The 23,243-nt window shown below is 35.8% G+C and carries 24 protein-coding genes and 1 pseudogene; 3 read left to right on the top strand and 22 right to left on the bottom strand.

What is annotated here, in order from left to right:
- Window positions 1-245: 245 nt before the first annotated feature.
- The 19 genes and pseudogenes from PATL70BA_RS08940 to PATL70BA_RS08850 all read right to left on the bottom strand — a co-directional run bounded on the left by PATL70BA_RS08940 (window position 246) and on the right by PATL70BA_RS08850 (window position 18,486).
- Entirely contained in the window at window positions 246-941 is a 696-nt protein-coding gene (locus PATL70BA_RS08940) for a DeoR/GlpR family DNA-binding transcription regulator (RefSeq protein ID WP_125137045.1), read from the bottom strand.
- A 76-nt stretch (window positions 942-1,017) separates the two neighbouring features.
- The gene (locus tag PATL70BA_RS08935; protein ID WP_125137044.1) at window positions 1,018-1,929 is read right to left on the bottom strand and encodes a ribokinase; all 912 of its coding nucleotides are present in this window, start codon (window positions 1,927-1,929) and stop codon (window positions 1,018-1,020) included.
- Window positions 1,930-1,941: 12 nt separating this feature from the next.
- Window positions 1,942-2,910 (bottom strand): ABC transporter permease, encoded by a 969-nt coding sequence (locus PATL70BA_RS08930; RefSeq protein WP_125137043.1) that lies wholly within the window; start codon window positions 2,908-2,910, stop codon window positions 1,942-1,944.
- A 2-nt stretch (window positions 2,911-2,912) separates the two neighbouring features.
- Window positions 2,913-4,397, bottom strand: a complete 1,485-nt coding sequence (locus PATL70BA_RS08925) for a sugar ABC transporter ATP-binding protein (RefSeq protein ID WP_125137042.1) — start codon at window positions 4,395-4,397, stop codon at window positions 2,913-2,915.
- Between the two features lie 75 nt (window positions 4,398-4,472).
- Window positions 4,473-5,573, bottom strand: coding sequence for a sugar ABC transporter substrate-binding protein (locus PATL70BA_RS08920; RefSeq protein ID WP_125137041.1), 1,101 nt, complete (start codon window positions 5,571-5,573; stop codon window positions 4,473-4,475).
- Between the two features lie 38 nt (window positions 5,574-5,611).
- Complete coding sequence (locus tag PATL70BA_RS08915; protein ID WP_125137040.1) at window positions 5,612-6,538, bottom strand: sugar phosphate isomerase/epimerase family protein; 927 nt, start codon at window positions 6,536-6,538, stop codon at window positions 5,612-5,614.
- A gap of 649 nt (window positions 6,539-7,187) precedes the next feature.
- Window positions 7,188-7,367 carry a PspC domain-containing protein gene (locus tag PATL70BA_RS08910; protein ID WP_125137039.1) on the bottom strand — a complete coding sequence of 60 codons (180 nt, stop codon included), beginning with the start codon at window positions 7,365-7,367 and terminating at the stop codon, window positions 7,188-7,190.
- Window positions 7,368-7,697: 330 nt separating this feature from the next.
- On the bottom strand, window positions 7,698-8,156 hold the full coding sequence (locus tag PATL70BA_RS08905) for a MarR family winged helix-turn-helix transcriptional regulator (RefSeq protein ID WP_125137038.1): 459 nt from the start codon (window positions 8,154-8,156) through the stop codon (window positions 7,698-7,700).
- A gap of 167 nt (window positions 8,157-8,323) precedes the next feature.
- A complete protein-coding gene (locus PATL70BA_RS08900; protein WP_125137037.1) occupies window positions 8,324-9,664 on the bottom strand; it encodes a glucose-6-phosphate isomerase in 1,341 nt (446 codons plus the stop codon).
- Between the two features lie 267 nt (window positions 9,665-9,931).
- A complete protein-coding gene (locus PATL70BA_RS16800) occupies window positions 9,932-10,054 on the bottom strand; it encodes a hypothetical protein (protein WP_279233175.1) in 123 nt (40 codons plus the stop codon).
- Between the two features lie 73 nt (window positions 10,055-10,127).
- Window positions 10,128-11,774 (bottom strand): annotated as a pseudogene (gene accD, locus PATL70BA_RS17000) (acetyl-CoA carboxylase, carboxyltransferase subunit beta).
- Between the two features lie 14 nt (window positions 11,775-11,788).
- Window positions 11,789-13,144 (bottom strand): acetyl-CoA carboxylase biotin carboxylase subunit, encoded by a 1,356-nt coding sequence (locus tag PATL70BA_RS08885; RefSeq protein WP_125137034.1) that lies wholly within the window; start codon window positions 13,142-13,144, stop codon window positions 11,789-11,791.
- A 14-nt stretch (window positions 13,145-13,158) separates the two neighbouring features.
- Complete coding sequence (gene fabZ, locus PATL70BA_RS08880; protein ID WP_125137033.1) at window positions 13,159-13,581, bottom strand: 3-hydroxyacyl-ACP dehydratase FabZ; 423 nt, start codon at window positions 13,579-13,581, stop codon at window positions 13,159-13,161.
- A gap of 10 nt (window positions 13,582-13,591) precedes the next feature.
- Window positions 13,592-14,080 carry an acetyl-CoA carboxylase biotin carboxyl carrier protein gene (accB, locus tag PATL70BA_RS08875; RefSeq protein WP_125137032.1) on the bottom strand — a complete coding sequence of 163 codons (489 nt, stop codon included), beginning with the start codon at window positions 14,078-14,080 and terminating at the stop codon, window positions 13,592-13,594.
- Between the two features lie 26 nt (window positions 14,081-14,106).
- On the bottom strand, window positions 14,107-15,342 hold the full coding sequence (fabF, locus tag PATL70BA_RS08870; protein WP_125137031.1) for a beta-ketoacyl-ACP synthase II: 1,236 nt from the start codon (window positions 15,340-15,342) through the stop codon (window positions 14,107-14,109).
- A gap of 77 nt (window positions 15,343-15,419) precedes the next feature.
- Complete coding sequence (gene fabG, locus PATL70BA_RS08865; RefSeq protein WP_125137030.1) at window positions 15,420-16,160, bottom strand: 3-oxoacyl-[acyl-carrier-protein] reductase; 741 nt, start codon at window positions 16,158-16,160, stop codon at window positions 15,420-15,422.
- On the bottom strand, window positions 16,160-17,086 hold the full coding sequence (gene fabD, locus PATL70BA_RS08860; protein ID WP_125137029.1) for an ACP S-malonyltransferase: 927 nt from the start codon (window positions 17,084-17,086) through the stop codon (window positions 16,160-16,162). Before fabD ends, fabG begins: the two co-directional genes overlap by 1 nt.
- Window positions 17,087-17,175: 89 nt before the next feature.
- Entirely contained in the window at window positions 17,176-17,403 is a 228-nt protein-coding gene (acpP, locus tag PATL70BA_RS08855) for an acyl carrier protein (protein WP_125137028.1), read from the bottom strand.
- A 120-nt stretch (window positions 17,404-17,523) separates the two neighbouring features.
- Entirely contained in the window at window positions 17,524-18,486 is a 963-nt protein-coding gene (locus PATL70BA_RS08850; RefSeq protein WP_125137027.1) for a beta-ketoacyl-ACP synthase III, read from the bottom strand.
- Between the two features lie 220 nt (window positions 18,487-18,706).
- Here PATL70BA_RS08850 and PATL70BA_RS08845 point away from each other — a divergent pair, with 220 nt between their 5' ends.
- Both PATL70BA_RS08845 and PATL70BA_RS08840 read left to right on the top strand, forming a co-directional pair.
- Window positions 18,707-19,291, top strand: a complete 585-nt coding sequence (locus PATL70BA_RS08845) for a DUF1700 domain-containing protein (protein ID WP_125137026.1) — start codon at window positions 18,707-18,709, stop codon at window positions 19,289-19,291.
- Entirely contained in the window at window positions 19,281-20,351 is a 1,071-nt protein-coding gene (locus tag PATL70BA_RS08840) for a DUF4097 family beta strand repeat-containing protein (protein WP_125137025.1), read from the top strand. The genes PATL70BA_RS08845 and PATL70BA_RS08840 overlap by 11 nt, the downstream gene beginning before the upstream one ends.
- A 96-nt stretch (window positions 20,352-20,447) precedes the next feature.
- Here PATL70BA_RS08840 and rsmA read toward each other — a convergent pair whose 3' ends face one another.
- Together rsmA and PATL70BA_RS08830 are read right to left on the bottom strand one after the other, a co-directional pair.
- Complete coding sequence (rsmA, locus tag PATL70BA_RS08835) at window positions 20,448-21,311, bottom strand: 16S rRNA (adenine(1518)-N(6)/adenine(1519)-N(6))-dimethyltransferase RsmA (protein WP_125138455.1); 864 nt, start codon at window positions 21,309-21,311, stop codon at window positions 20,448-20,450.
- Window positions 21,312-21,343: 32 nt separating this feature from the next.
- Window positions 21,344-21,877, bottom strand: a complete 534-nt coding sequence (locus PATL70BA_RS08830; RefSeq protein WP_125137024.1) for an HD-GYP domain-containing protein — start codon at window positions 21,875-21,877, stop codon at window positions 21,344-21,346.
- A gap of 185 nt (window positions 21,878-22,062) precedes the next feature.
- Between PATL70BA_RS08830 and PATL70BA_RS08825 the strand changes: the two genes are divergently transcribed.
- Window positions 22,063-22,359, top strand: a complete 297-nt coding sequence (locus PATL70BA_RS08825) for an ArsR/SmtB family transcription factor (protein ID WP_125137023.1) — start codon at window positions 22,063-22,065, stop codon at window positions 22,357-22,359.
- Window positions 22,360-22,429: 70 nt separating this feature from the next.
- Here the strand turns inward: PATL70BA_RS08825 and PATL70BA_RS08820 are convergent, their stop codons facing one another.
- Window positions 22,430-23,236, bottom strand: a complete 807-nt coding sequence (locus tag PATL70BA_RS08820) for a Cof-type HAD-IIB family hydrolase (RefSeq protein WP_125137022.1) — start codon at window positions 23,234-23,236, stop codon at window positions 22,430-22,432.
- Window positions 23,237-23,243: the final 7 nt, after the last annotated feature.

Below are 23,243 nucleotides of genomic sequence, written 5' to 3'. Positions count from 1 at the left end.
TTTCTATACCTATTTAGTATAACTTTGATAAGTATGGGTGTAAAGCTTTTTAAGGTATTATTATATATTTATATGGTGTATAGTGTAATTATTTACATTTATGGGGATTACTGTCAGGTCATAATATATAGTTAATATAGATATGGCTCTAATACTTACAATTTACGCGTCAAAAAAGAATGGCACTTAGTTCAAGGCCATTCTTTCTTATCTACCTTATATCATTAGAACAATAATAATCTTAATTAATTCTCTTCTGTTATTAGGATACATTCATTTAAATCAAACACCTTAGCAAAGGCATATTTATTTTTTTTGGAAGTATCCATCAATGCATAGACCAGTTTTGATTGTGTTTTGACAACCTCTTTTTTTCTAGCTTCTCTTAAATCGTATGTGTAGATAGCACCATCTTCAACATATCCATTTGCACCAATAAAAGCTTTATCAAAATGCAAATCCATAATCATTTTTTCTGTCAAAACTCCTAATACTGATTCAAGATCATCTCGTACTTCACCACCTAGAAGTATTGAGCTTGCACCTCTTATCGGTAAATGATCAAGCATTTGGGTACTGCTACTTACAATCGTTATTCTTTTTCTATCTAAATACTTTAACATCGCAACGGTTGTTGTGCCGGAATCTACATAAATACAGTCGCCATCCTCAACTAAATCAGCAGCTTTTTTAGCAATTATCTCTTTGGCTTCACTGTTAATTAGCTTTTTCTTTGTAACCGGCTCATCATAACCTCTTGTATTTAGACGCACAGCACCGCCACGCATTATGATGACTTCGCCTTCTTTTTCCATTGTCTGCAGATCTCTTCTAATCGTTGATAATGAAATACCAAGCTCATCAACCAAATCTTTCATATGCACAACATCTTGCTTTGTTATATATTTTAATAACTCTTCTCTTCTTAGCTCCGGAATCATATGCCACCTCCACTACTTGATTAGATTCATTATATTGAATAAATCAAATAAATTCAAGTCATCGGAGAACTAATACCTACTTAGATTCTAAATCATCCAGATAAGGCATTGCACATTGGGCACCAACCTTGGTTATTGTTATCGCTGCTGCTTTTGATGCTAGAATACATGCTTGCTCATCTGTATAGCCTTGATATTTGGCATATGCAAAAGTCCCTATATAGGAATCACCAGCTCCGGTGGTTTCAATAACATTTGAAACACTGGTCACCGGGATAACTTGGTAGCCATCATCACTACACAATATGCTGCCATTCTCACCTAAAGTAATGATTACAATACCTTTGACCAAGTCTTTTAACCTCTTATAATGGTTAATTGCCGTTGTTACGTCATCGATTCTTTCTCCGGCATAGAATGTCGCTTCTGATTCATTAACCACTAAGCAATCCACCAAACCTAGCACGTCCACTGATATAGTCTTCGCCGGTGCTGCATTCAATATAATGTAAACACCTTTTTCATGAGCCATTTTAATGGTCGCTTCAATAATTGGAATAGGAATCTCCATTTGCAATATGAGCATCTGACTCTTATCTATGACTTCTTTAATCTTAATTAAATCATCTTGACCAAAATCATAATTAGCACCCGCAACGATCGTGGCATATACGCTACCATCGTTTAGTACATGTACAATACCAACACCGGTAGCACAACTACTTTTCTCAATATATTGGGTTGCTACGCCATACCTACTCAGATTTTTTACTAGAATCTCTCCAAAGTTGTCGTTACCGACTTTACCTAAGATAATGGTGGGTACACCAAGTTTAGCACACTGTACTGCTTGATTAGAGCCTTTTCCACCGCCCTCATAAGTAATACTTTCAGCTGTATATGTCTCACCTTTATATGGTAATCTTTCTTGATTAATTAGCATATCATAATTAAGACTTCCAATAACAGTGATATAACCTTCTTTCATTATGCCCTCCGATCATGCCGTTTGTTTTATAAGCTTCCAAGTTTTGAATTTCTCTTGAACAATATCCAAATACACTGCTACTATGATAATGACACCTGTTGCAATATATTGCCAAAAAGTATCAACACCAAGTACCACTAGACCAACTTTTAAAGCCTGTAATAATATTGCTCCAAAGAAAGTTCCAAGCATTGTACCTTTACCACCTGATAAGCTTGTTCCTCCAACTGCGGCTGCGGCTATGGCATTTAACTCATATCCTTGGCCAGCTGCAGGTTCTCCTGTTCCAAGTTTGGCCAATAATACCATTCCTGCCAATGCGGTAGAAACGCCACATAAAGCATAAGCCATGATTTTATTAAAATCTACGTTAACACCTGATAATAATGTTGCTTCTTCATTACTTCCTATGGAATATAAGTATGTTCCGAATTTGACATATTTTAACAATACGAACCCGATTGCTGTTGCAATCAAAAAAATCACTATAGAACTTGGAATCACACCTCCAATATCGCCATCCATCATATTTCGGAAATAGGATGGGATATTTAGAACCGGCCAACCACCGGTAACTAGATACGCAATACCTCTATAGACACTCATCATGCCCAAAGTAGCAATAAAAGGTTGTAGTTTCATCTTGGCTATCAAAAAACCATTAATACCGCCTAGAAGTAATCCTATAGCAATACCCAATATAATAGCCACTACCGGATGAAGACCACGTACAAGGAAATTCCCCATAACAACAATAACAATTGCCATTGACGATCCGACTGTTAAATCGATTCCGCCTGAAATAATGACCAAAGTTATACCGATTGCTAACAGTCCATTGATGACCGATTGATCAATAATATCTAATAAATTAGCAGGGGTTAAATATAACGGCTCTATTATACCAAAAACTGCTATAAGTATCAGTAATGCAATTATAATCCCAAGTTCCCTTGAGAATTTTTTCCATATGTTTTTCATCTTCATCCCTCCATTGCCAAATGCAGAATTCTTTCTTCACTCAACTCGTCATGACTAATCTCGCCAACCATCTTACCTTCTCGCATAACAATAACTCTGTCACTCATCCCAATGACTTCAGGTAGTTCTGAGGACACCATAATAATAGCTTTCCCAAGTGAAGCCATTTCTTCCATCAGCCTATAGATTTCAGCTTTTGCGCCTACATCAATGCCTTTTGTTGGTTCATCAAATATAATGATATCAGGGTTTGTCGTTAACCATTTTGCAATGATTACCTTTTGTGCATTTCCACCACTTAGACTACTTGTATAATACTTAGGATCCTTAGGGTTAAGATCCATTTGTTCAATATAATACTCACAATTTGTCTTCATTTTGTGCTCATCAATAAAAAAACCAATATTGAATTTATCCATGGATGCCAATGCAATATTTTGTTCATTGGTAAAATCTTTGATAAATCCCTGTGTTTTTCTATTCTCGGGTATAAGTGCTATGCCATATTTTAATGCTTGCTTTGAATTTTTTATAGTTACTTCTTCTCCATTAATATAAATCTTACCGTCTATATCTGGATCCGCTCCGAAAATAGCTCTCATAACGTCAGTTCTTTTTGCTCCAACCAATCCTGCAAATGATAAAATCTCCCCTTTGTGAACTTTAAAACTTATATCCTTAAATACGGTTGACCTTAATCCTTTTACTTCAAGTGCAACAGTAGATGTAACACAACGAGGATTATGTCTAACCGCAAATGCTGAAACATTTCTTCCAACCATGTTTACAATCAATGATTCTTTTGTGATTTCATTAACATTTAGAGTGCAGACATACTTACCATCTCTTAAAATACTCGCCCTATCTGCAATTTTGAATACTTCATCTAATCTATGCGTTATAAACAGTATTGTTATACCATTTGCTTTTAAGTCTTTTATAATTTCCAGTAAACGAACAACCTCTCTTTCACTAAGTGCTGATGTCGGTTCATCAAAGGAAATAACTTTAGAGTTATGGAACAATGCTTTTGCAATTTGAATCATCTGCATTTCGCCTGTACTTAGTGAATCGATTCTGTCTTGGCTTTTAAAACCACATCCCAAACGCTTCAGAATATGATCTGTCGTCTTATACATTGCTTTAAAGTCAATGAGTATACCACGTTTTGGCTCATATCCAAGGGCTATATTTTGGCCAACGGTTAATTCCTTGACTAGATTAACTTCTTGATGCACTTTTGATATTCCAAATTCAATTGCATCATTGGCACTCTTAAATCTAATTGGGCGACCTTCAAATTCGATTTCGCCTTCATATTGCGTGTAAATACCATGAAAAATATTCAAAAGTGTGGATTTTCCTGCGCCATTTTCACCCAACAATGCATGCACTTCACCTTTTTCAATTGTAATATCAACTTGATCAAGCGCCCTATTCCCCGGAAACTGTTTTGTAATATTTGAAAAATGTATCATGCTTTCCATAGATCATGCTCCTTATTTAACATTAGCCGAAAACATTGTCGTCTTCGGCTAATGTTCATTTAATATCTAACTTAATTACTCAAACGTAGGTTCTTCCCATGAAATTATTTCTTCAGCATTCATTTCCACGTTAGTACTATCAATTAATGCTTGTGGTGTCCAAATAACTCTTGGTACATTTTGACCTGACATAAGTCGTAGTGTCACTTCAGTAGCAATCTGTGATTTGTATAGTGGAAATGAGTCAATGGTTGCATCGAGTTCACCTTTACGTATTGAATCATATGCTTCACCAATTCCGTCAACACCAACTACTAGAATATCTTTACCAGATGATTTTACTGCTTCAACCACACCTAATGCCATTGTATCATTATTACAAAAGATTGCTTTTAAATCCGGGTACTTTTTAATCCAAGTATCTGCCAAGTCTTTTGCTTTTGAACGATCCCAATCTGCATTTTGCTTAGCTACAATCTCAATTCCTGAAGCGTTAGCTGCAATATATTGTTCAAAACCAGCTGTTCTCTGTCTTGCAGCAAATGCTTTTGGCATACCAATTACAATAGCCACTTGACCTTCACCACCAAGTTTGTTTGAAATCCATTCTGCTGCTAACTCACCATTTTGTATTGCTTTAGGTCCTACAAAAACATCAGCATTTGCAATCAAACCATCATTGACATTGACAACAGGAATGCTCTTTTTGGCTGCGTCTTCAACGCCCGGCACTAAATTACCATCCGAAATAGGTGATAGTAAAAGACCATCATAATCCTTATTAATCATATCCTTAACAATTGAAAGCTGCCCTTGTTCATCACCTTCACCTTGAGCAGACGTAACATCAATTGTCACATCATTTCCATTTGCCTGCAATTTACCTTCGAATACTTCATAACCTTCTTTTAAAGTTCTCCAATATTCATTTTCAAAGGCTTTTGCTACAGCGCCTAATTTAATCGTTCCTTCAATCTTTGGAATTGCACCTAGTTCGCTTCTTAATTGACCGATTTCAATACCTTGTTCCTCATCCGGGTTGAATACAGCTGACTCTTGTGTTTCAGTAGTCGAATTATCTGTAGATGTTTCACCTGTTGGCGATGTATCTACACATCCGGAAATAATTGCCATTGTTAATACTACACCTAATACCATTGTTAAGATTTTTTTCATAATCACATTCTCCCTTTCAATACATCATAATTTTATCATTATTTTTGCAACATCGCTACAAACATATTTACTACAGATACTGCATCATTAGTTTCAATAATTTGACCCATTTTCTCAATACCAAACTGACTGATCATCTTATCAATTTGATGACACATGGCTACATTGGCTTCACACTCACCTTTAGCTTGTTCACGTTTTGGAAAAGTATCAAAATAGATAACGCCATTAAAGTCGTATTTTTTCAAGTAATAAAATACTTCTAATGTCTTCCAAAAATGTACACTACCAACCATAAGTCCATCATCTGTAGAACCTTCGCCGTCATTCAAATGCATATTAAATAGTTTGTTACGCTTTAGTAACCATGATACAGCAAAAGCAGGGTTTTCCTTTTTCATCAGCATATGACAAAAATCCAATGTAATACCAAAATTTTCTTTGTCGACTTCTTTCAATATCAACATTGAGACGCCAAAGCTATCAATCAAACAATGTACACGTTCCTCATAAGGCTTATATTCAACACTTACCGGAATTGATGAATAATTACATATCTCTTTAAATGCTTCAACAACTTGGACCCATACTTTGTTATAACTCATCTGAAATGAATAATCAAAACCATCAAAACCTAACCATATGATTATCTGACTTCCATTTAGAAGTTTACATGTATCCACTGCTTCTTTACATAACATAATTGCCTTAGATGAGATCTCAATATTGGCATTTCCAAATTCACCATTTAGAAATTCATCTCTAAATCTCAAATTTATAGCATTACATTTCAAATCGTTTTCTTCTAGCATTACCAATACTTCCTTAATCGAATAGTCTTGAAAATGCTCCGGATAATTCAGATCTATATAATCAACACCTCTGATTTTTCCGATTTCAGTAATTGCCATTTTTAGGTCTTTATTAGCGCGCATAAACGAATTAATTCTTGTCGCATATTTCATATTAGCCCTCCTTTCATGACTAAGATTACTCTCTATTTCATTTTGTGTCAATACATTTCATTATTATTCATATTATTTCATCTATTTTCACAGTTTTCTTTGTCGTTATTTGTGCACAATTTTATATATAGATTCAATCTTATCTTATGCATATCAACCAATTGTGTATAAAGCCACCTTTAATTTGCTTATACTTTATTGTTTTACATCTTAGAAATAGATCAGATTTTATATTGATTCCTTACATTTTTGTCATTGAGTTTCAGTATATTTCATTAACGGTCATATATTTTCAAAATGAGACTTGCACTGTGGTCTTAATACAAGAAAAGAAGCTTCGCTTCGTTATGAGCTCTGCTCATATTTCTGAACGGTTCGAAAGGAAACTTCCTTGATAGTTAATGCGATGCTTCAACGCATTAACATAGCATTGTCTTTCCTAGAGAACAAGAAAAGAAGCTTCGCTTCGTTATGAGCTCTGCTCATATTTCTGAACGATTCGACAGGATAGGTCTTTGACGTATTCTGCCACGCTTCAAGGCTGAATACTATAGTATGACTTTCCTGGAGAATAAAAAAAAAGTGGTAACATAAGATTTTCATCTTATGTTACCACTTTCGTAATTGACATATTGTACTTACTTTTCTCTTATGCTTCCGGTATTATGATTGCTGCTATAAGATAAGCTAAGAAGCCGCCTCCGGTCATCCAGAACAATACCATAACCAATCTTACCAATGTAGGATCTACATTAAAATACTCAGCTAAACCACCACATACGCCAAACAGCATCCTATCTGTTCTTGAACGGTATAATTTTTTCTCCATATAATTCACCTCACCTTAATATAATTCATATTATACAGTAAGTATAAACGATAAAGCTTAAAATCATCATTGAAAATGATTAGAGTATGATTAAGGCATCAAAACTATTTAGTTGAACTTTCATATATAAGATATAGTTACGAACGCACCAACGTAATCTATAGCTTATGTATGATTTAGTGAAACTTAGTTTTGAGGCTTTGATCAATGATTAAGGCATCAAAACTATTTAGTTGAACTTTCATATATAAGATATAGTTACGAATGCAACTACGTAATCTATAGCTTATGTATGATTAGTGAAACTTAGTTTTGATGGCTGAATCATGATTAAGGCATTTTCTCAATCTCGTGAAGATGCATACTTAGCTTTTTCGCCGTCTCAAGATAGAAATCATAGGTCTCTTGATTGTACTTAAGTCGTTTTAGTGTCTCACAGGGTATCAAAATGCCTTCTTCTCTATAAGCTATCCCTTTTTTGCTCAAATATACTTCAATCATACGGTCATCATTACTGTTATGCTTACGCCTAATCCAACCATCCTTTTCTAACCTTTTTAGTAAAGGACTTAAAGTGCCCGTTTTAAGATGGAGCGCTTTGCTGATTTCCTTAAATGACAAACGATCATGCTCCCATAACAATACCATGACAATGTATTGTGGGTAGGTCAACTGGTATGGTTTTAAAACCTCTTTATACAATCGCGTCATTGCTCTTGAAGCTTGATACAATTGAAAACATAGGTGTTCATTAAGTCCAAATTCTGACAAGGGAATACCTTCTTTCATATATGGGTATATAACGTATACCTAACTATCTCTTCATCATTCATTCACCATCTGTAAACTACTTTTGATGAGAAATCTAGATAATTAATCGTGCAAGATAGTTCTATTATATAGACATATGATTCCCTTGTCAATAATCGTTCTCATTTAGTTGGTCAGTATACTTACTATTTTAGCTTCTTCATTAGCTCTTCTCGTAACTCCTCATAACCCGGTTTGCCTAATAAAGCAAATACATTCTTCTTATAGGCTTCAACACCTTCTTGATCAAATGGATTTACACCAAGTAAGTAACCGCTGATGCCACAAGCTTTTTCAAAGAAGTAAATCATCTTTCCAAAGTAAAAAGGTGTTAATTCAGGCAAACTGATGACCACATTGGGTACACCACCATCAACATGAGCCAATAAGGTTCCTTGGAATGCTTTTTGGTTAACATAATTGAATGTTTCACCGGCAAGATAATTCAAGCCGTCTAGGTTCCCTTCATCTTCTTTTATGGCTACATCTTCTTCTGGCTTTTCAATGGTGACAACCGTCTCGAAAATATCTCTTCGACCATCTTGTATATACTGGCCCATTGAATGGAGGTCTGTTGAAAAATGTACAGCAGCAGGGAATATACCTTTTTGATCCTTACCCTCAGACTCACCAAAAAGTTGCTTCCACCACTCTGCCACAAAGAACATGACCGGTTCATAGTCTACTAGGATTTCAGTTGTTTTACCCTTATTATATAGTGCATTTCGAACGGCAGCATACTGATAACAAGTATTTTCCCCAAGTTTCGGATTACCATATTCTTCTCTTCCTGAGGAAGCACCTTCCATTAAGGCATCAATATCGATACCTGCTGCTGCAATCGGTAGCAATCCAACCGGTGTGAGCACAGAGTATCTACCTCCAACATCATCGGGAATAATAAAGGTCTCATAGCCTTCAGCTGTTGCAAGCTGACGCAAAGCACCTCTTGACTGATCGGTTGTAGCAAAAATACGATTCTTGGCTTCTTCTTTGCCGTATTTATCTTCAATCAGACTTTTTAAGACTCTAAAAGCGATGGCAGGTTCTGTTGTTGTACCTGACTTACTGATAACATTGATGCAGATTTCTTTATTCTTCAAATAGTCAACCAGTTGACTTAAATATGTACCACTGATATTATGACCGGCAAAAACGATTTGCGGACCTTTACGATTTTCCTTGTCCTGAAGGTTATAAAAAGCATTCGATAAACCATCAATGACCGCTTTTGCACCTAAATAAGAACCACCGATACCAATAACAACCAATACATCCGCCTTTTCTTGAATGGTGCTGGCCGCTTTTTTTATTCGATTGAATTCTTCTTTATCATAATTTAAAGGCAAGTCAATCCAACCCAAAAAATCATTCCCAAGGCCTGTTTTTTCATGAAGCATTTGGTGTGCTGCTTCGACCATTTTTTCAAAACCTTTCAATTCATGATCCAGTACTGAACTTCTTGAATAATCTAATCCTAATTTCATACTTTATCCTCCTATGTCTTTTATATTGTTTCATTTGTTGCATTTATAAAAAATGCCTTTATCCTGTTAAAATGTCAAAACTATTCCGTTCAATATTCATATAAGGTTATAGGGTCAAAACTATATATTGTATGCGAAAGTTCAACTTTATAGTTTTGACACCTTAATCATATAAATAAATGAATTTTAATAAATCTTATTTTGACCCTTCGTTAATTATATAGAATATATGATTCTATGTAAAGGCTTACATAAGGACATACCCTACTACCAGACATTACCATAAGTCATGACCACCCAGATTATTGCTATAGCCAAAACACAAATAATACCAGCTTTAAAAGTGGGATTAATCTTTTTCTTTTTAGTATTTTTATTATACATCGTCATTTTTTTCCTCTATTTCACAAAAATGCATTGAACTATAATAGAGACGTATACACGTCTCTATTATAGTTCAATACTATTCATATGTAAATTGTCTGTACCGATTATATCTTTTATTTACTAAAGTCGTTTCATCCAACAGCGATAGCTCTTCGACTTTCTCAATTAAAGCTTTTTTCAAAACTGCTGCTGTTTGGTTAAAATTGACTTCAATGCCTTCTTCAGGTTCATCAATGATTTTTTCTATGACTTTAAGACCAAGTAAATCCTTTGCGGTAATTTTCATTTCATCCACAATGAGTGGCGCCTTTGATCCGTCTTTATAAAGTATGCTGGCAAAACCTTCCGGTGAAAGTATAGAGTAGATGGCGTTTTCTAGCATCCATACTTCATCAGATACCGCAAGTGCCAGAGCACCACCAGAACCACCTTCACCAATAATAATGGTTATAATAGGTACTTTGAGTGCTGACATCTCATAGAGATTCCTGGCGATTGCTTCACCTTGCCCACGTTCTTCAGCTTCAATGCCACAGAAGGCACCTTGTGTATCTACGAGACAGATAATCGGACGATTAAACTTTTCTGCTTGCTTCATGAGTCTTAGTGCTTTTCTATAGCCATCCGGCAAGGGGCTTCCAAAATTTCTCGCCATCTTATCTTTGAGCTTTTTACCCTTTTCTTGTGCTATAACCGTAACATTTATATCCCCAAGTTTTGCAAGCCCACCTACAATGGCCTTATCATCTGAGTATAAACGGTCTCCATGTAGTTCAATAAAAGAATCAAATATAACGTCCAAATATTCCAAAGAAGTCGGACGATCTTTTTTTCTAGCCTTTAATACGCGATCCCATGCCTTCATACTAAGATCCTCCTAACTATGCATTTTAAGAAGACTGCTTAGAGTACTTCTCATGTCTTCTCTATGAACAATTTTATCTACAAAGCCATGTTCCATTAAGAACTCCGCTGTCTGAAAACCATCCGGTAACTCTTGCTTAATGGTATCTCTAATAACCCTTGGACCGGCAAATCCAATCAAACTACCTGGTTCCGCCAAAATGATGTCACCTAACATAGCAAAGCTGGCTGTAACACCACCTGTTGTTGGGTCTGTCAAAACGGTTATATACAGTAAGCCTGCATCTGAATGTCGTTTTAGAGCCGCTGATGTCTTGGCCATCTGCATGAGTGATATAATGCCTTCTTGCATTCTGGCACCACCTGATGCGGTATAAATGATAACAGGTAAGGAAGCTTCCGTCGCCATCTCAACCAATAATGTTACTTTTTCTCCTACAACAGCACCCATGCTACCCATTAAAAATCTAGAATCCATGACGCCGATAGCAACTTCTCTACCTTCTATCATACCTGTACCCGTCATTATGCCTTCATGCAGCTTAGTTTTGATTTTTAAGGCCTTGATTTTTTCATCATATCCTTTGAAATTCAGAACATTGACTGTTTTAAGGTCAGTAAACATCTCTAAGAAAGTACCTTCATCCAGAACTGAATCTAGACGACTTTCAGCATCCATTCTAAAGTGCTTTTTACAGCTACCACAAACAAAATCACTGTCCTTTAATGCTTTTTTGTAAATTAATTCATGACAGTTTGGACATTTAATCCAAGATCCTGTTGGAACGTTGGCTTCGTTTGTATTCTTTGGATTGGGTGTCAATTGAATATAATGGGTTTTCTTGAATATATTTTTCATAAATGCCACCTAACCTATTTAACAAATTTGTCGCCTTGAATGTTCTCAATAAAACTTGTATTATAATTCCCAGAAATAAAATCCGGTTGATTAATAATTTCCATATGAAAGTCAATGTTGGTATCAATACCAGACACCACAAACTCACCAAGGGCGCTGTTCATCTTACGGATAGCATCTTCACGTGTATCTCCATGAACGATGAGCTTCGCCAACATTGAGTCATAAAGTGGTGGTACCGTATAACCGTTATAAATGGCTGAATCTATTCTAATACCATTACCGCCAGGCATATGTAAATAATCAATGGTTCCCGGTGAAGGTCTAAATCCTTTTGAAGGGTTCTCTGCATTAATGCGGCATTCAATTGAATGTCCCCTTAACACGATATCTTTTTGTTTTAGATTTAGAGGTTTTCCACCTGCAATTTCTATCTGTTTTTTAATCAAGTCAATACCTGTGATCATCTCTGTAATCGGGTGCTCTACTTGAATACGTGTGTTCATTTCCATAAAGAAAAATTCACCACTTTCTTCAAGTAAAAATTCAACGGTTCCGGCATTTCTATATTTGATAGATTTTGCTGCCTTTACAGCTACATCACCCATTGTTTTTCTTAGTTTTGGCGTAATTCTTGAAGATGGTGCTTCTTCCACAATCTTCTGATGGCGTCTTTGTATAGAACAGTCGCGTTCGCCAAGATGCACCGTATTACCGAAATTGTCTGCTAAAATCTGAAATTCAATATGACTAGGATTAACAATATAACGTTCCATATACATGGCATCATCATCAAAAGATGCTTTAGCTTCTTTTTGTGCCATGATAAAATTCTTCTCAAGTTCACCTTCATTTAAGATAATACGCATACCTTTACCGCCACCGCCAGAAGATGCCTTGACAATCATAGGATAGCCAATATCATTTGCTATCCTTTTAGCTTCTTCAATGCTTTTGACAATACCGTCTGAACCCGGTACAACAGGAATACCTGCTTCAATCATGGTTTTTCTGGCTCTTGACTTATTACCCATGGCTTCAATCATCTCTGACGAGGGACCTATGAGTATTATGTTAGAATCTTCACAAGCATGTGCGAAGGTCGGATTCTCCGATAAAAAGCCAAATCCAGGATGAATGGCGTTTGCTTTTGTTATGACAGCAGCACTAATGACTCTTGTAATATCTAGATAACTTTCTCTAGAATTAGCTGGACCAATACATATCGCCTCATCTGCCAATTGTGTATGGAGCGATTCTCTATCTGCATCTGAATAAACTGCAACACTTTTTATGCCCATCTCTCGACATGCTCTTATGATTCTAACAGCAATCTCACCTCGATTGGCAATTAATATTTTTTCAAACATACAAGCCTCCTATTTTAACCGACAAAGAATTTAAGTTCACATTCCGTAGCAATCTTACCATCTACTGATGCTGTCGCCTTACCGATGCCAATAGGACCTTTTGATCTAATGATTTCCACTTCTAGTTTTAGCACGTCGCCCGGTACGACCTTTTGTTTAAATTTTGCTTTATCAATACCTGCAAAATATGCAATCTTACCTTTATTTTCTTCTTTGGCCAATATGGCTACTGCACCTGTTTGAGCTAAGGCTTCAATAATTAAAACACCAGGCATAACCGGTTCTGCAGGAAAATGGCCTTGGAAAAAATATTCGTTAAAAGTAACGTTTTTTGTAGCTGTTGCACTTACACCAACAACCAATTCATCTACACGGTCTAACAATAAAAATGGTGCTCTATGTGGAATTATTTCTTGAATTTGCTTAATATCTAACATATCATGCTCCTTATAAGGGTTTTATTTTAAAAAGTTTTTGACCATATTCTACTGGTGTTTCATTCTGAGCCATGATTGCAACAATCTCGCCATCCACTTCAGATTCAATCTCATTCATAAGTTTCATGGCCTCAATAATGCATACCACATCACCTTTTTTTACCCTATCGCCTACTTTAACATAAGCACCGGCTTCAGGACTTGGTGCATTGTAATAGGTTCCAACAATTGGTGAGTCAATAGACAAAAAGCTCTCTTCTTCAACAGGTGTTGCTGTCACTGTTTTTTCTTCATAATATATGTTACCGGAGGGTGCTGGTGTCGTTTCTGTCATGTTTACATTATTTTGTATCGGTGTTGAAGGGATGGCTGGCTCATTAATTATTTTTCCGCCAATCTTATCAAATACCAGATGCGTCCCTTCATGAGTAATTTCTATATGGGCATATTCTGTCGTCTTCAAACTTTCAATTAGATTAAATATTTCTTTCGTTTCCATATTGGACATATCCTCCCAAACTTATTTTATTTATATTTTTTGAATAATAAGGTAGCGTTATGACCACCAAACCCTAATGAATTGGACAAGGCTACATTCACCTTTGCACTTCTTCCAACATTTGGTACATAGTCCAAATCACATTCCGGATCATGAATCTCTTGATTAATTGTCGGATGCAGATAATCCTCTTGAATGGATTTGATACATACAACGGCTTCTACACCACCGGCAGCACCTAACAAATGCCCAGTCATAGATTTGGTGGAATTAATGGCAACTTTTGATGCATGCTCACCTAGAGAAACTTTGATAGCTTCTGTCTCGAATTTATCGTTATATGGGGTACTTGTGCCATGGGCATTGATATAATCAACTTCTGATGGCAAAAGACCGGCTTCGTTAATCGCTAAAGTCATGGCTTTGGCTCCGCCCACACCACCAGGTGCCGGTGATGTCATATGATAAGCATCGGTCGTTGCACCGTATCCTGCTATTTCAGCCAATATGGTAGCGCCACGTTCTAGAGCATGGTCAAGCGCTTCAAGAACCAATATACCGGCGCCTTCACCCATAACAAAACCATCACGCCCACCATCAAACGGTCGGGATGCTTTTTTGGGATCCGGATTCGTACTTAATGCTGTTAAGGCACTAAATCCTGCAATACCCATAGGTGTGATGCAACTTTCTGTGCCGCCGGTTACAGCAACATCCATATAGCCAAACTTGATGTTACGAAAGGCTTCGCCAATAGAATGTGAACCTGAAGCACACGCTGACACAATACAATGAGAAGGTCCTTTTAAACCATATTTAATTGCAACATTACCCGCTGCCATATTAACAATGATTTTGGGAATAATGAGGGGTGCTACTCTTTGAGGACCAAATTCAAGCAAACGTTGCTCTTCTTCCTCAATCATACCAAGACTACCCATACCAGATCCGATAAAAGTTCCAATTCGGTCACAGTTTTCTTCTGTCACCTCAAGACCTGACATAGCAAGGGCTTCTCCAGCTGCAATCACTGCAAACTGTGAGAAACGTTCCATACGCTTCGCATCTTTTCTATCTAAAAAATCTTTAGGATTATAATCTTTTAATTCAGCTGCAATTTTGACCGGATAGTCGGACGCATCAAATTGAGTGATCATATCCACACCTGAAACACCTTCTTTTAATGCCGACCAAAATTGGTCCACATTATTTCCAATTGGTGTGATTGCACCAATACCTGTGACGACAACTCTTCTACTCATTCTTATACTCCTTCTCACATCTTTTTGTTCTTACTAAGATTAATATGTCAAAACTATGTTTTGGCGCTATAACCTTACTATATATATAACCCACCGTTAACGCCAATAATCTGTCCTGTTATGTAATCCGCTTTTTCTGATGCTAAAAATACAACTAAGTCAGCGATGTCTTTGGGCTCTCCAAGTCTATTTAGAGGTATGTTGGCAATCATTTCAGTTCTCGCTTGCTCGGGCATCTTATCGGTCATCGCCGTTTTAATAAATCCCGGTGCAATGGCATTCACTTTAATGCCCCTAGATGCAAATTCTCTTGCTAAGGTTTTAGTCAGGCCGATGACGCCTGCTTTTGATGCCGAATAATTCACTTGACCAACATTACCCATGACACCAACAATAGATGCGATATTGATAATCTTGCCTTCTTTTTGCTTAAGCATCTTTCTTGCAATATGCTTACAACAGTTAAAAGTACCTTTTAAATTGACATTAATGACCGCATCAAATTCGTCTTCGCTCATACGCATAATCAGGTTATCTCTTGTTATACCGGCATTGTTAACAAGAACATCAATTCTACCAAAAATCTTAAAGGCATCTTCCATCATTTTTTCCACGACACCAAAGTCACTAATGTCGCCATATAGAAGTTCACATCTGGTTCCAATAGCTTCGACTTGACTTTTAACTTCAAGCGCAGCTGCCTCATCAAAAACATAATTTAGAAGAATATCATGTCCTTCTTTAGCAAGTTCTAAGGCTATTACCTTACCTATTCCGGTATTGCCCCCTGTTATAAGTGCTACTTTATAATCTGCCATTACTTATCCTCCATGAATGTTTTTAGTTCTTCTAGTCCATCTATACTATTAACACTGATTACTTTTTTCTTGCGATCTATCTTCTTTATTAAGCCTGCCAATGTATTGCCTGGACCGATTTCTATGAAGGTATCTACACCTAGGTCAATCATTTCTAGTACATTGTTTTCCCATAAAACAGGCGACTTCACTTGTGTTATCAACAGGTTTTTGATCTGACTTATATCTGTAACCACCTTACCTGTTACATTGCTTAGGTAGGGCGTTTTATATTCACTGAATATAACAGACTCAAGCCTTGGTCTTAGTTTTTCTGCTGCACCGGCCATGAGGTCACTATGGAAGGCCCCGCTAACGTTCAAGGGTATAACTTTTATCTTTGCTGCCTCAAATAATGGATAACTTTTGTCCAGAGCTGCCTTCTCACCTGCAATTACAATTTGTTTACTGCTATTGTAATTGGCTATGGTTAAATAACCGTCAACTTGATTAAAGACTTCTAAAATGGCCGCTTGACTAGAACCTATAATTGCAGCCATACCACCATCTGTTTCAAGGGCAGCTTCTTGCATGTATTGCCCTCTTTTTCTAACAATATCAATAGCTTCATCAAAACTCAGTAATCCACTTGCAACGAGAGCACTGTATTCACCTAGACTCAAGCCGGCAAGATAGTCCGCTTTGACACCCATGTCTTCTATGACTTTTAATGTAGCTATGGATACCGATAGCAATGCCACCTGGGTATAGGCTGTATCATTAATTTTTGTATTTTCAGTGTTGCATAAATCGTATAAGTCAAAATCCAATAAGTCATTGGCCTGGTCAAACACTTTCTTACTTTCAATGTAATTAGAAATAATTTCCCGACCCATGCCTACATGTTGAGCGCCTTGGCCCGGAAAAATAAATGCAATCTTACCCATTTTTATTCTCCTTGATACATTCTTTTTAATTTAGGTAAAAAGAACCTCTATATTAAATAAAAGTTCTTTTTACCTTTTTTGTCTATTGTTTAAGCATTTGCCTCAGCATAGTCAAGAACATCTTGAACGGTCTTGATATTTGCCAGTTCTTCATTTGGTATTGCAACACCAAACGCATCTTCAATACTCATTACCAATTCAAAAAGATCCAATGAATCTGCACCTAGATCATCAATAAAAGATGCTGTTGGCACTACCTCTGCTGCTTCTACATCTAATTCTTCTACAATAATTTCTACTAACGCTTCTAAAGTCATTTTACTGCCTCCTATTTTATCTATTGTTTTTTGGGTTTTTGTTATCAAAAACACTTTATTTGAATCCTTGTAATCAGGTTAAAGTTTCAAAACACTTTAACCATTCAAGGCATCCATTCATTAAAATTGTATCAGACTACAGCCATATGTCAATCCCGCACCAAATCCCGCAATGATTACTTTTTTGCCTGTCAGCAAACCTTCTTCTGACATTTCCGACAATGCAATGGGTATAGATGCTGCAGATGTATTTCCATATGCCTCCATGTTGACATAAAACTTGTCCATATTGATTTTCATGCGTTTAGCTATTTTAGATACAATACGCACATTAGCCTGATGGAGCACAAAGTAATCCACATCTTCCTGTGTAATTTGATTCTTTGCCATCATTTCATAAAGAATCTCGGGTACCTTCTTACAAGCGAATTGAAACACATCCTGCCCATTCATCATAAGCTTATGCTCATTTTGTTCTTCATAAAAAGGTGTTTTATTACCAACATTTTTTGCATATAAACATTCAAACGCTTCGCCAATTGCATAATTAATAGAATCAATAATACCAAATTCATCATTGGCTTCTAAAATCACAGCGCCTGCACCATCTCCAAATAATACACAAGTACTTCGGTCTTCCCAATCTAGGATCTGGGACAACTTCTCACTTCCTATGACTAAGGCATTCTTGTATTTACCGGTTTTGATAAACTGGTCTGCAACATCTATACCATAAACAAAGCCTGAACATGCTGCATTGAGATCAAAGCACATAGCCTTACTAGCACCAATCGCCTTTTGAACAAGGCAAGCCATGGATGGTGTGGCATACTCACCTGAAAAGGTTGCCACAATTATGAGTTCAACATTTTTAGGGTCCAGTTCTGCTTTTTCTAGTGCTCTTAAAGATGCATAACCGGCCATCTCAAAAGAGGTTTCAGTAACTGCAATATGTCTATTTCTTATACCGGTTCTCGAGTGAATCCATTCATCATTTGTATCCATCATTGTTGATAGATCGTTATTGGATACTTTGAGCTCTGGTACATAATGCCCAATACCGGATATTCTTGCAATTTTCATAATTTACTCCTTAAATCAAAATCTCTATGCTTTCGTTATACATGGGTGTCTGGTTATAGATATGGATTGATTTGAGTTTAGAATAGTTTGATACTCAAAGTATATCACTTTTTGATGTTTTGTCAAGTTTTCTAACTAAATTCTAATCCTTTTATATGGGTAAATGAATAATAGATTGCTATACTAACTTTATCAACAAAAGTATGAAAGGAGTCCTCTTATGACGCAATCAGAATTTTTAACATCTTTGGATGCTGCACTCATTAAATATAAAGTAAAAGATCGATTTCGTATTATCGATCATTACAAACATCAGTTGGACCAAGCCGGATCAAATTCAGAGGATCTAGAAAAAATCTTGTCAAGGTTTGGTGATCCTGACCAAATAGCCGCCACCTACCGAAAAAAAGAAACATCTCAGCCTGTAGAACCTGTCGGTATTAAGTTTCTAAAAAGCCTCTTCATTGGAATAGGACTTCTGCTATTTAACTTAATTTTCGTATTGGGTATTTATGCAGGTATATGGGGCATTGTTATTGGCTTTCTAGGCGGTGGTATCGGTCTATTTTTTTCCGGTATAGCTTTCTTAGTTTCAACATTTTTCTCTCTACCGGGTGTGTTTCATTTACCTTTAATACTTATTGAACATCCCGTTTTAATGGGTAGCAGTGGTATTCTTTTAATCGGAACCGGTTCTTTTCTAATTATATTATCCATCTGGTTTATAAAATACTGGTGTATATTAACTGTAAAATATGTGAAATGGAATATTCAATTAATAAGAGGTGATCGTTATGAAAAATAGTTTTGATAGCAACATGGGCAAAGCACTATTAATCTCAATTTCTATTATAGCACTTGCAGCTTTGATTGTGATTAGTTATATGGATAAGCATGAATTGAGCTTCAAAGAATTTTTTAATTCAAATCTGGCTTTTAATGGTTTTGACAATGTCACTATGGATTTTGATTTTGATATGGATGGCTTGGAATTCGACAAAGACAACCCCTCAAGTCGTTTTAATACAAAACTACTACATGAGGAAAAAACTTTCGAGGCCTTTGATAGAATTAGAATTTCTGCTACTACTGAAGCCATAATCTTTGTGCATGAAGATCGAGAGGATATTAAGGTAGTTTTTGATCGAGAAGTGCCCGATACAAATAAATATATCATTGATTATAAGGCTAATCAAAATAATCAGGAGATAAATATCACTTCCAAACTTCGGCTAAACAACGTTTTCACCGATCAAACATATAACGGTTCTATTACCTTATATGTACCGGAAGATTATCAATGCGATATATTAACCATTGAGAAGACGGTTTCAGAATTAGATGGATTGGTTTTGCCTAATCATCTTAACAACCTAAATATAACTTCAAATGTTGGTGAGTTGAAAATTGAGCTCTTCCAGCCGCTTGACCAATTATATCTTAAAATCAATGCCGGTAACATTAATCTAAAAACCGAGGCAGAGGTCAATCAGTTGGAGCTATCCGTAAATACAGGAACTTTGCGACTCTTAGCACAAGAAGAAATACAAAGCTTTAAAGCTTCTAATAATTTTGGAGATTTGGATTTTGTTTTTAACAAATCTCCTCTTGATGCAACATTAACGTCTAATGCCGGTGATATTCGGTTGGATTTCCTTGAACCTGTTCATCAATTGGATGCTAATGTTAACATAGGAAGCCTAGATTTAATTCTACCACAAAATGATGAAAGCCACGTTTATAGCAATACTAAGTTAACAGATATCTCTAGTGATATACCCGTAGTATCTAATCGGAATGACGCTAATATTTTTCTTAGTGTTGATGTTGGTAGTATAAATGTTATAAGAAATACATCTCATTAAAGTAAGAACAACCTTTTACAGCAGGAAATTCCTTAACGCATACGTAAACCATACAGAATCAAAGAAGCCATCACATATGTGATGGCTTCTTTGATTCTATCTTTGATCTTTTATTAATAAATTAGTTAGCTCTGCATACTGATTAAGATTTAAAGCCTCGCCTCTAATTCTAATATCTAAGTTTAATACTTCAAGGGCATGAATGACCTGCTGTTTTTCAAATTGAGGCTGACTGTTTGTTAAGCTATTAATCAAAGTTTTTCTTCTTTGAGCAAAGCCACCTTTTATAATTTTAAAAAGTGTAGCTTCATCTATAACAGAAACAGAAGGCGTATTGCGTCTGGTCAACTTGATAACTGCTGAACCTACATTAGGTTTAGGAATGAAACAATCCGGTTTTACCATGGTTACGAGTTCCGTTTGTGCATAATAGGTTGTAGCTAAGCTAAGAGCACCATAAGCCTTAGTTCCTGGAACCGCATCCATTCTTTCTGCTACTTCTCTTTGGATCATGACAGTGATAGAAGATATTGGTAGCCTTTTTTCTAGTAAATTCATAATAATAGGTGTTGTTATATAATATGGAAGATTTGCTACAACCTTAATATGGTCAGCACCTTCTTCTGAAATTAACTTCATTATATCTAACTTCAAGATATCTTCATTTATAATCCTAACATTATCATAATCACTAAGTGTATCTTCTAAAACCGGTATTAATTTTTTATCAATTTCGACAGCTATAACTTTTTTTGACGCCTCTGCCATAGCTTGGGTTAAGCTCCCAATACCCGGTCCAATCTCCAGTACAACATCTTCTTTTGTTAAGTCTGCACCTTGAATAATCTTATCTATTATATTAGAATCTATTAGAAAATTCTGCCCAAATCTTTTTTGAAAACTAAATCCGTATTTATCAATTATGGCTTTAGTTTCACTTATGTTTGCAATTCTTTTGATCAATTTGTCCTCTTTTCTATGCCCATAATCTATTAGAAATTGATTCTGGTCGTACTCACGACTTCTTTAAAAACGGTCATAATTTTGGGGTCGAATTTTTCTGCTTCCTTTGACATAATTAATATCGCTTCTTTTTTAGAATAATCTTCTCTAAATGGTCTTTTTTCAAGCAGTGCATAAAAGACATCACAAATTTTTAATATTCTTGCTCCTAAAGGAATTAGCTCGCCCTTAAGCTTATCTGGATACCCTGATCCATCATAGTTTTCATGATGATGCATGATACTGCTTAAGACTTCATTTGAAACATGACTTGCTTGTATAAGCATTTGTGTGCTTTTGGTTGTGTGTTGTTTTACATACTCATATTCATCATTGGTAAGATCTCTAGAATTACCAAACACTTCATTGTCCATAGATAACTTACCCATGTCAATAAATAGACCTGATACAGCAACACTTTGGCATGTTTCCTCATCTAAGCCCATACTGTAAGCTACTTTTTCTGCAAGCTTACTAACTCTAATATTATGTTGAATAATTTCATAAGTTCCTTTTATGTTCATAAGACGCCTCCATTAGTATTTTACAGCTAGGTGTTACAATATTACAGGCTTATTATAGCAAACATATAATATTATTGACACTGTTATTTACATAGTTCGATTTATTTGATACAATTAAACTGTTCTATTTATTATAATATTATGATATTTAAGAAGTTCATGACAAAACTTGATGAGGTGTTATTATGGAATTAGAAACATATGATGAAATTGCTGAATTATTGAAAGTCCTAGGTCATCCGGCAAGGCTATGTATTGTAGATGGTTTGCTGAAAAATCCTGGATGTAATGTTACTTATATGCAAAGCTGTCTGAGTATACCCCAATCAACCGTATCTCAACATATAGCCAAGCTAAAGTCAGCGCATATTATTGAAGGTAAACGTGAAGGTCTAGAAATCAAGTATAAGGTTGTTAATCCAATGGCTATTCTTCTAATCGAAGTCTTACTTAAAAATCATTCATCATTCCCCTCTATATAGAGGGGTTTTTTTATTACCGTCTTATTTCCCAGGAAATATTATAATTAACTCTCAAATCTGGGTTTAGACCTTAATCATTTTTTTTGATAAACTTCTCATATACTTCACTTATAGCACTTTCATTATTCTCAGCTTCAGTTATATAGTCCGCTTTTTCTTTTACACCATCATGTGCGTTATTGACAGCCACACCAAGACCAGCATATTCAATCATGGATACATCGTTAAATCCATCACCAATAGCAACTACTTCTTCTCGGCTAATACCTAGGCTCTCAGCTAAGTTTTTAACCGCTAGCCCTTTATTAGCTTCTTTATGAAGCACTTCAACATAATGAGACTTGGAATAGAAAATATTAAAAGTACGATCAAATTTAGCCGTTAACTCAAGTCTTAATTTTTCTAATGCCTCCCCTGCAACGTGATTATACAGTACTTTTATGCTCTCTTCTACTTCTTTTAAGTCACTGACCACCTTCACTGGTAAGCCTGAGAGTTCTTCATATAGTTTGGTTTTTTCTGTGTATTTTTCAACAATAATCTCATCTGTATATAGCTGTGTATCAATGTTATGTTGTCTGCCGATGTCAATGAGTTCTTTTAGATATTCTTTTGAAATTGGTTTATAGAATAGTCTTTCACCATCAAATCGATCTATTGCCGCACCATTATAAGAAATTATATAGTCTTCTTTTTCATGAACACCTACTTCTTTAACATATTTCATCATTGAATCTTTTGCTCTACCAGAACAAAAAACTACATGAATACCCATGTTTTCCATTTCAATAATTGCTTTTTTATTTTCTTTACTAATCTCAAGTTGATCACTTAGTAATGTATCATCTAAATCTATTGCAAGTAATTTATATTTCATGATCTGC

The organism is Petrocella atlantisensis, from assembly GCF_900538275.1.
Classification (GTDB): Bacteria; Bacillota; Clostridia; order Lachnospirales; family Vallitaleaceae; genus Petrocella; species Petrocella atlantisensis.
Note: the sequence above shows the minus strand (reverse complement) of the source record. Positions and strands in the feature narration are given on the sequence as shown.

Coding starts and splice junctions, on each gene's coding strand:
- PATL70BA_RS08940 (WP_125137045.1), bottom strand. CDS start 941: ATGATTCCGGAGCTAAGAAGAGAAGAGTTATTAAAATATATAACAAAG.
- PATL70BA_RS08935 (WP_125137044.1), bottom strand. CDS start 1,929: ATGAAAGAAGGTTATATCACTGTTATTGGAAGTCTTAATTATGATATG.
- PATL70BA_RS08930 (WP_125137043.1), bottom strand. CDS start 2,910: ATGAAAAACATATGGAAAAAATTCTCAAGGGAACTTGGGATTATAATT.
- PATL70BA_RS08925 (WP_125137042.1), bottom strand. CDS start 4,397: ATGGAAAGCATGATACATTTTTCAAATATTACAAAACAGTTTCCGGGG.
- PATL70BA_RS08920 (WP_125137041.1), bottom strand. CDS start 5,573: ATGAAAAAAATCTTAACAATGGTATTAGGTGTAGTATTAACAATGGCA.
- PATL70BA_RS08915 (WP_125137040.1), bottom strand. CDS start 6,538: ATGAAATATGCGACAAGAATTAATTCGTTTATGCGCGCTAATAAAGAC.
- PATL70BA_RS08910 (WP_125137039.1), bottom strand. CDS start 7,367: ATGGAGAAAAAATTATACCGTTCAAGAACAGATAGGATGCTGTTTGGC.
- PATL70BA_RS08905 (WP_125137038.1), bottom strand. CDS start 8,156: ATGAAAGAAGGTATTCCCTTGTCAGAATTTGGACTTAATGAACACCTA.
- PATL70BA_RS08900 (WP_125137037.1), bottom strand. CDS start 9,664: ATGAAATTAGGATTAGATTATTCAAGAAGTTCAGTACTGGATCATGAA.
- PATL70BA_RS16800 (WP_279233175.1), bottom strand. CDS start 10,054: ATGACGATGTATAATAAAAATACTAAAAAGAAAAAGATTAATCCCACT.
- PATL70BA_RS08885 (WP_125137034.1), bottom strand. CDS start 13,144: ATGTTTGAAAAAATATTAATTGCCAATCGAGGTGAGATTGCTGTTAGA.
- fabZ (WP_125137033.1), bottom strand. CDS start 13,581: ATGTTAGATATTAAGCAAATTCAAGAAATAATTCCACATAGAGCACCA.
- accB (WP_125137032.1), bottom strand. CDS start 14,080: ATGGAAACGAAAGAAATATTTAATCTAATTGAAAGTTTGAAGACGACA.
- fabF (WP_125137031.1), bottom strand. CDS start 15,342: ATGAGTAGAAGAGTTGTCGTCACAGGTATTGGTGCAATCACACCAATT.
- fabG (WP_125137030.1), bottom strand. CDS start 16,160: ATGGCAGATTATAAAGTAGCACTTATAACAGGGGGCAATACCGGAATA.
- fabD (WP_125137029.1), bottom strand. CDS start 17,086: ATGGGTAAGATTGCATTTATTTTTCCGGGCCAAGGCGCTCAACATGTA.
- acpP (WP_125137028.1), bottom strand. CDS start 17,403: ATGACTTTAGAAGCGTTAGTAGAAATTATTGTAGAAGAATTAGATGTA.
- PATL70BA_RS08850 (WP_125137027.1), bottom strand. CDS start 18,486: ATGAAAATTGCAAGAATATCCGGTATTGGGCATTATGTACCAGAGCTC.
- PATL70BA_RS08845 (WP_125137026.1), top strand. CDS start 18,707: ATGACGCAATCAGAATTTTTAACATCTTTGGATGCTGCACTCATTAAA.
- PATL70BA_RS08840 (WP_125137025.1), top strand. CDS start 19,281: ATGAAAAATAGTTTTGATAGCAACATGGGCAAAGCACTATTAATCTCA.
- PATL70BA_RS08830 (WP_125137024.1), bottom strand. CDS start 21,877: ATGAACATAAAAGGAACTTATGAAATTATTCAACATAATATTAGAGTT.
- PATL70BA_RS08825 (WP_125137023.1), top strand. CDS start 22,063: ATGGAATTAGAAACATATGATGAAATTGCTGAATTATTGAAAGTCCTA.
- PATL70BA_RS08820 (WP_125137022.1), bottom strand. CDS start 23,236: ATGAAATATAAATTACTTGCAATAGATTTAGATGATACATTACTAAGT.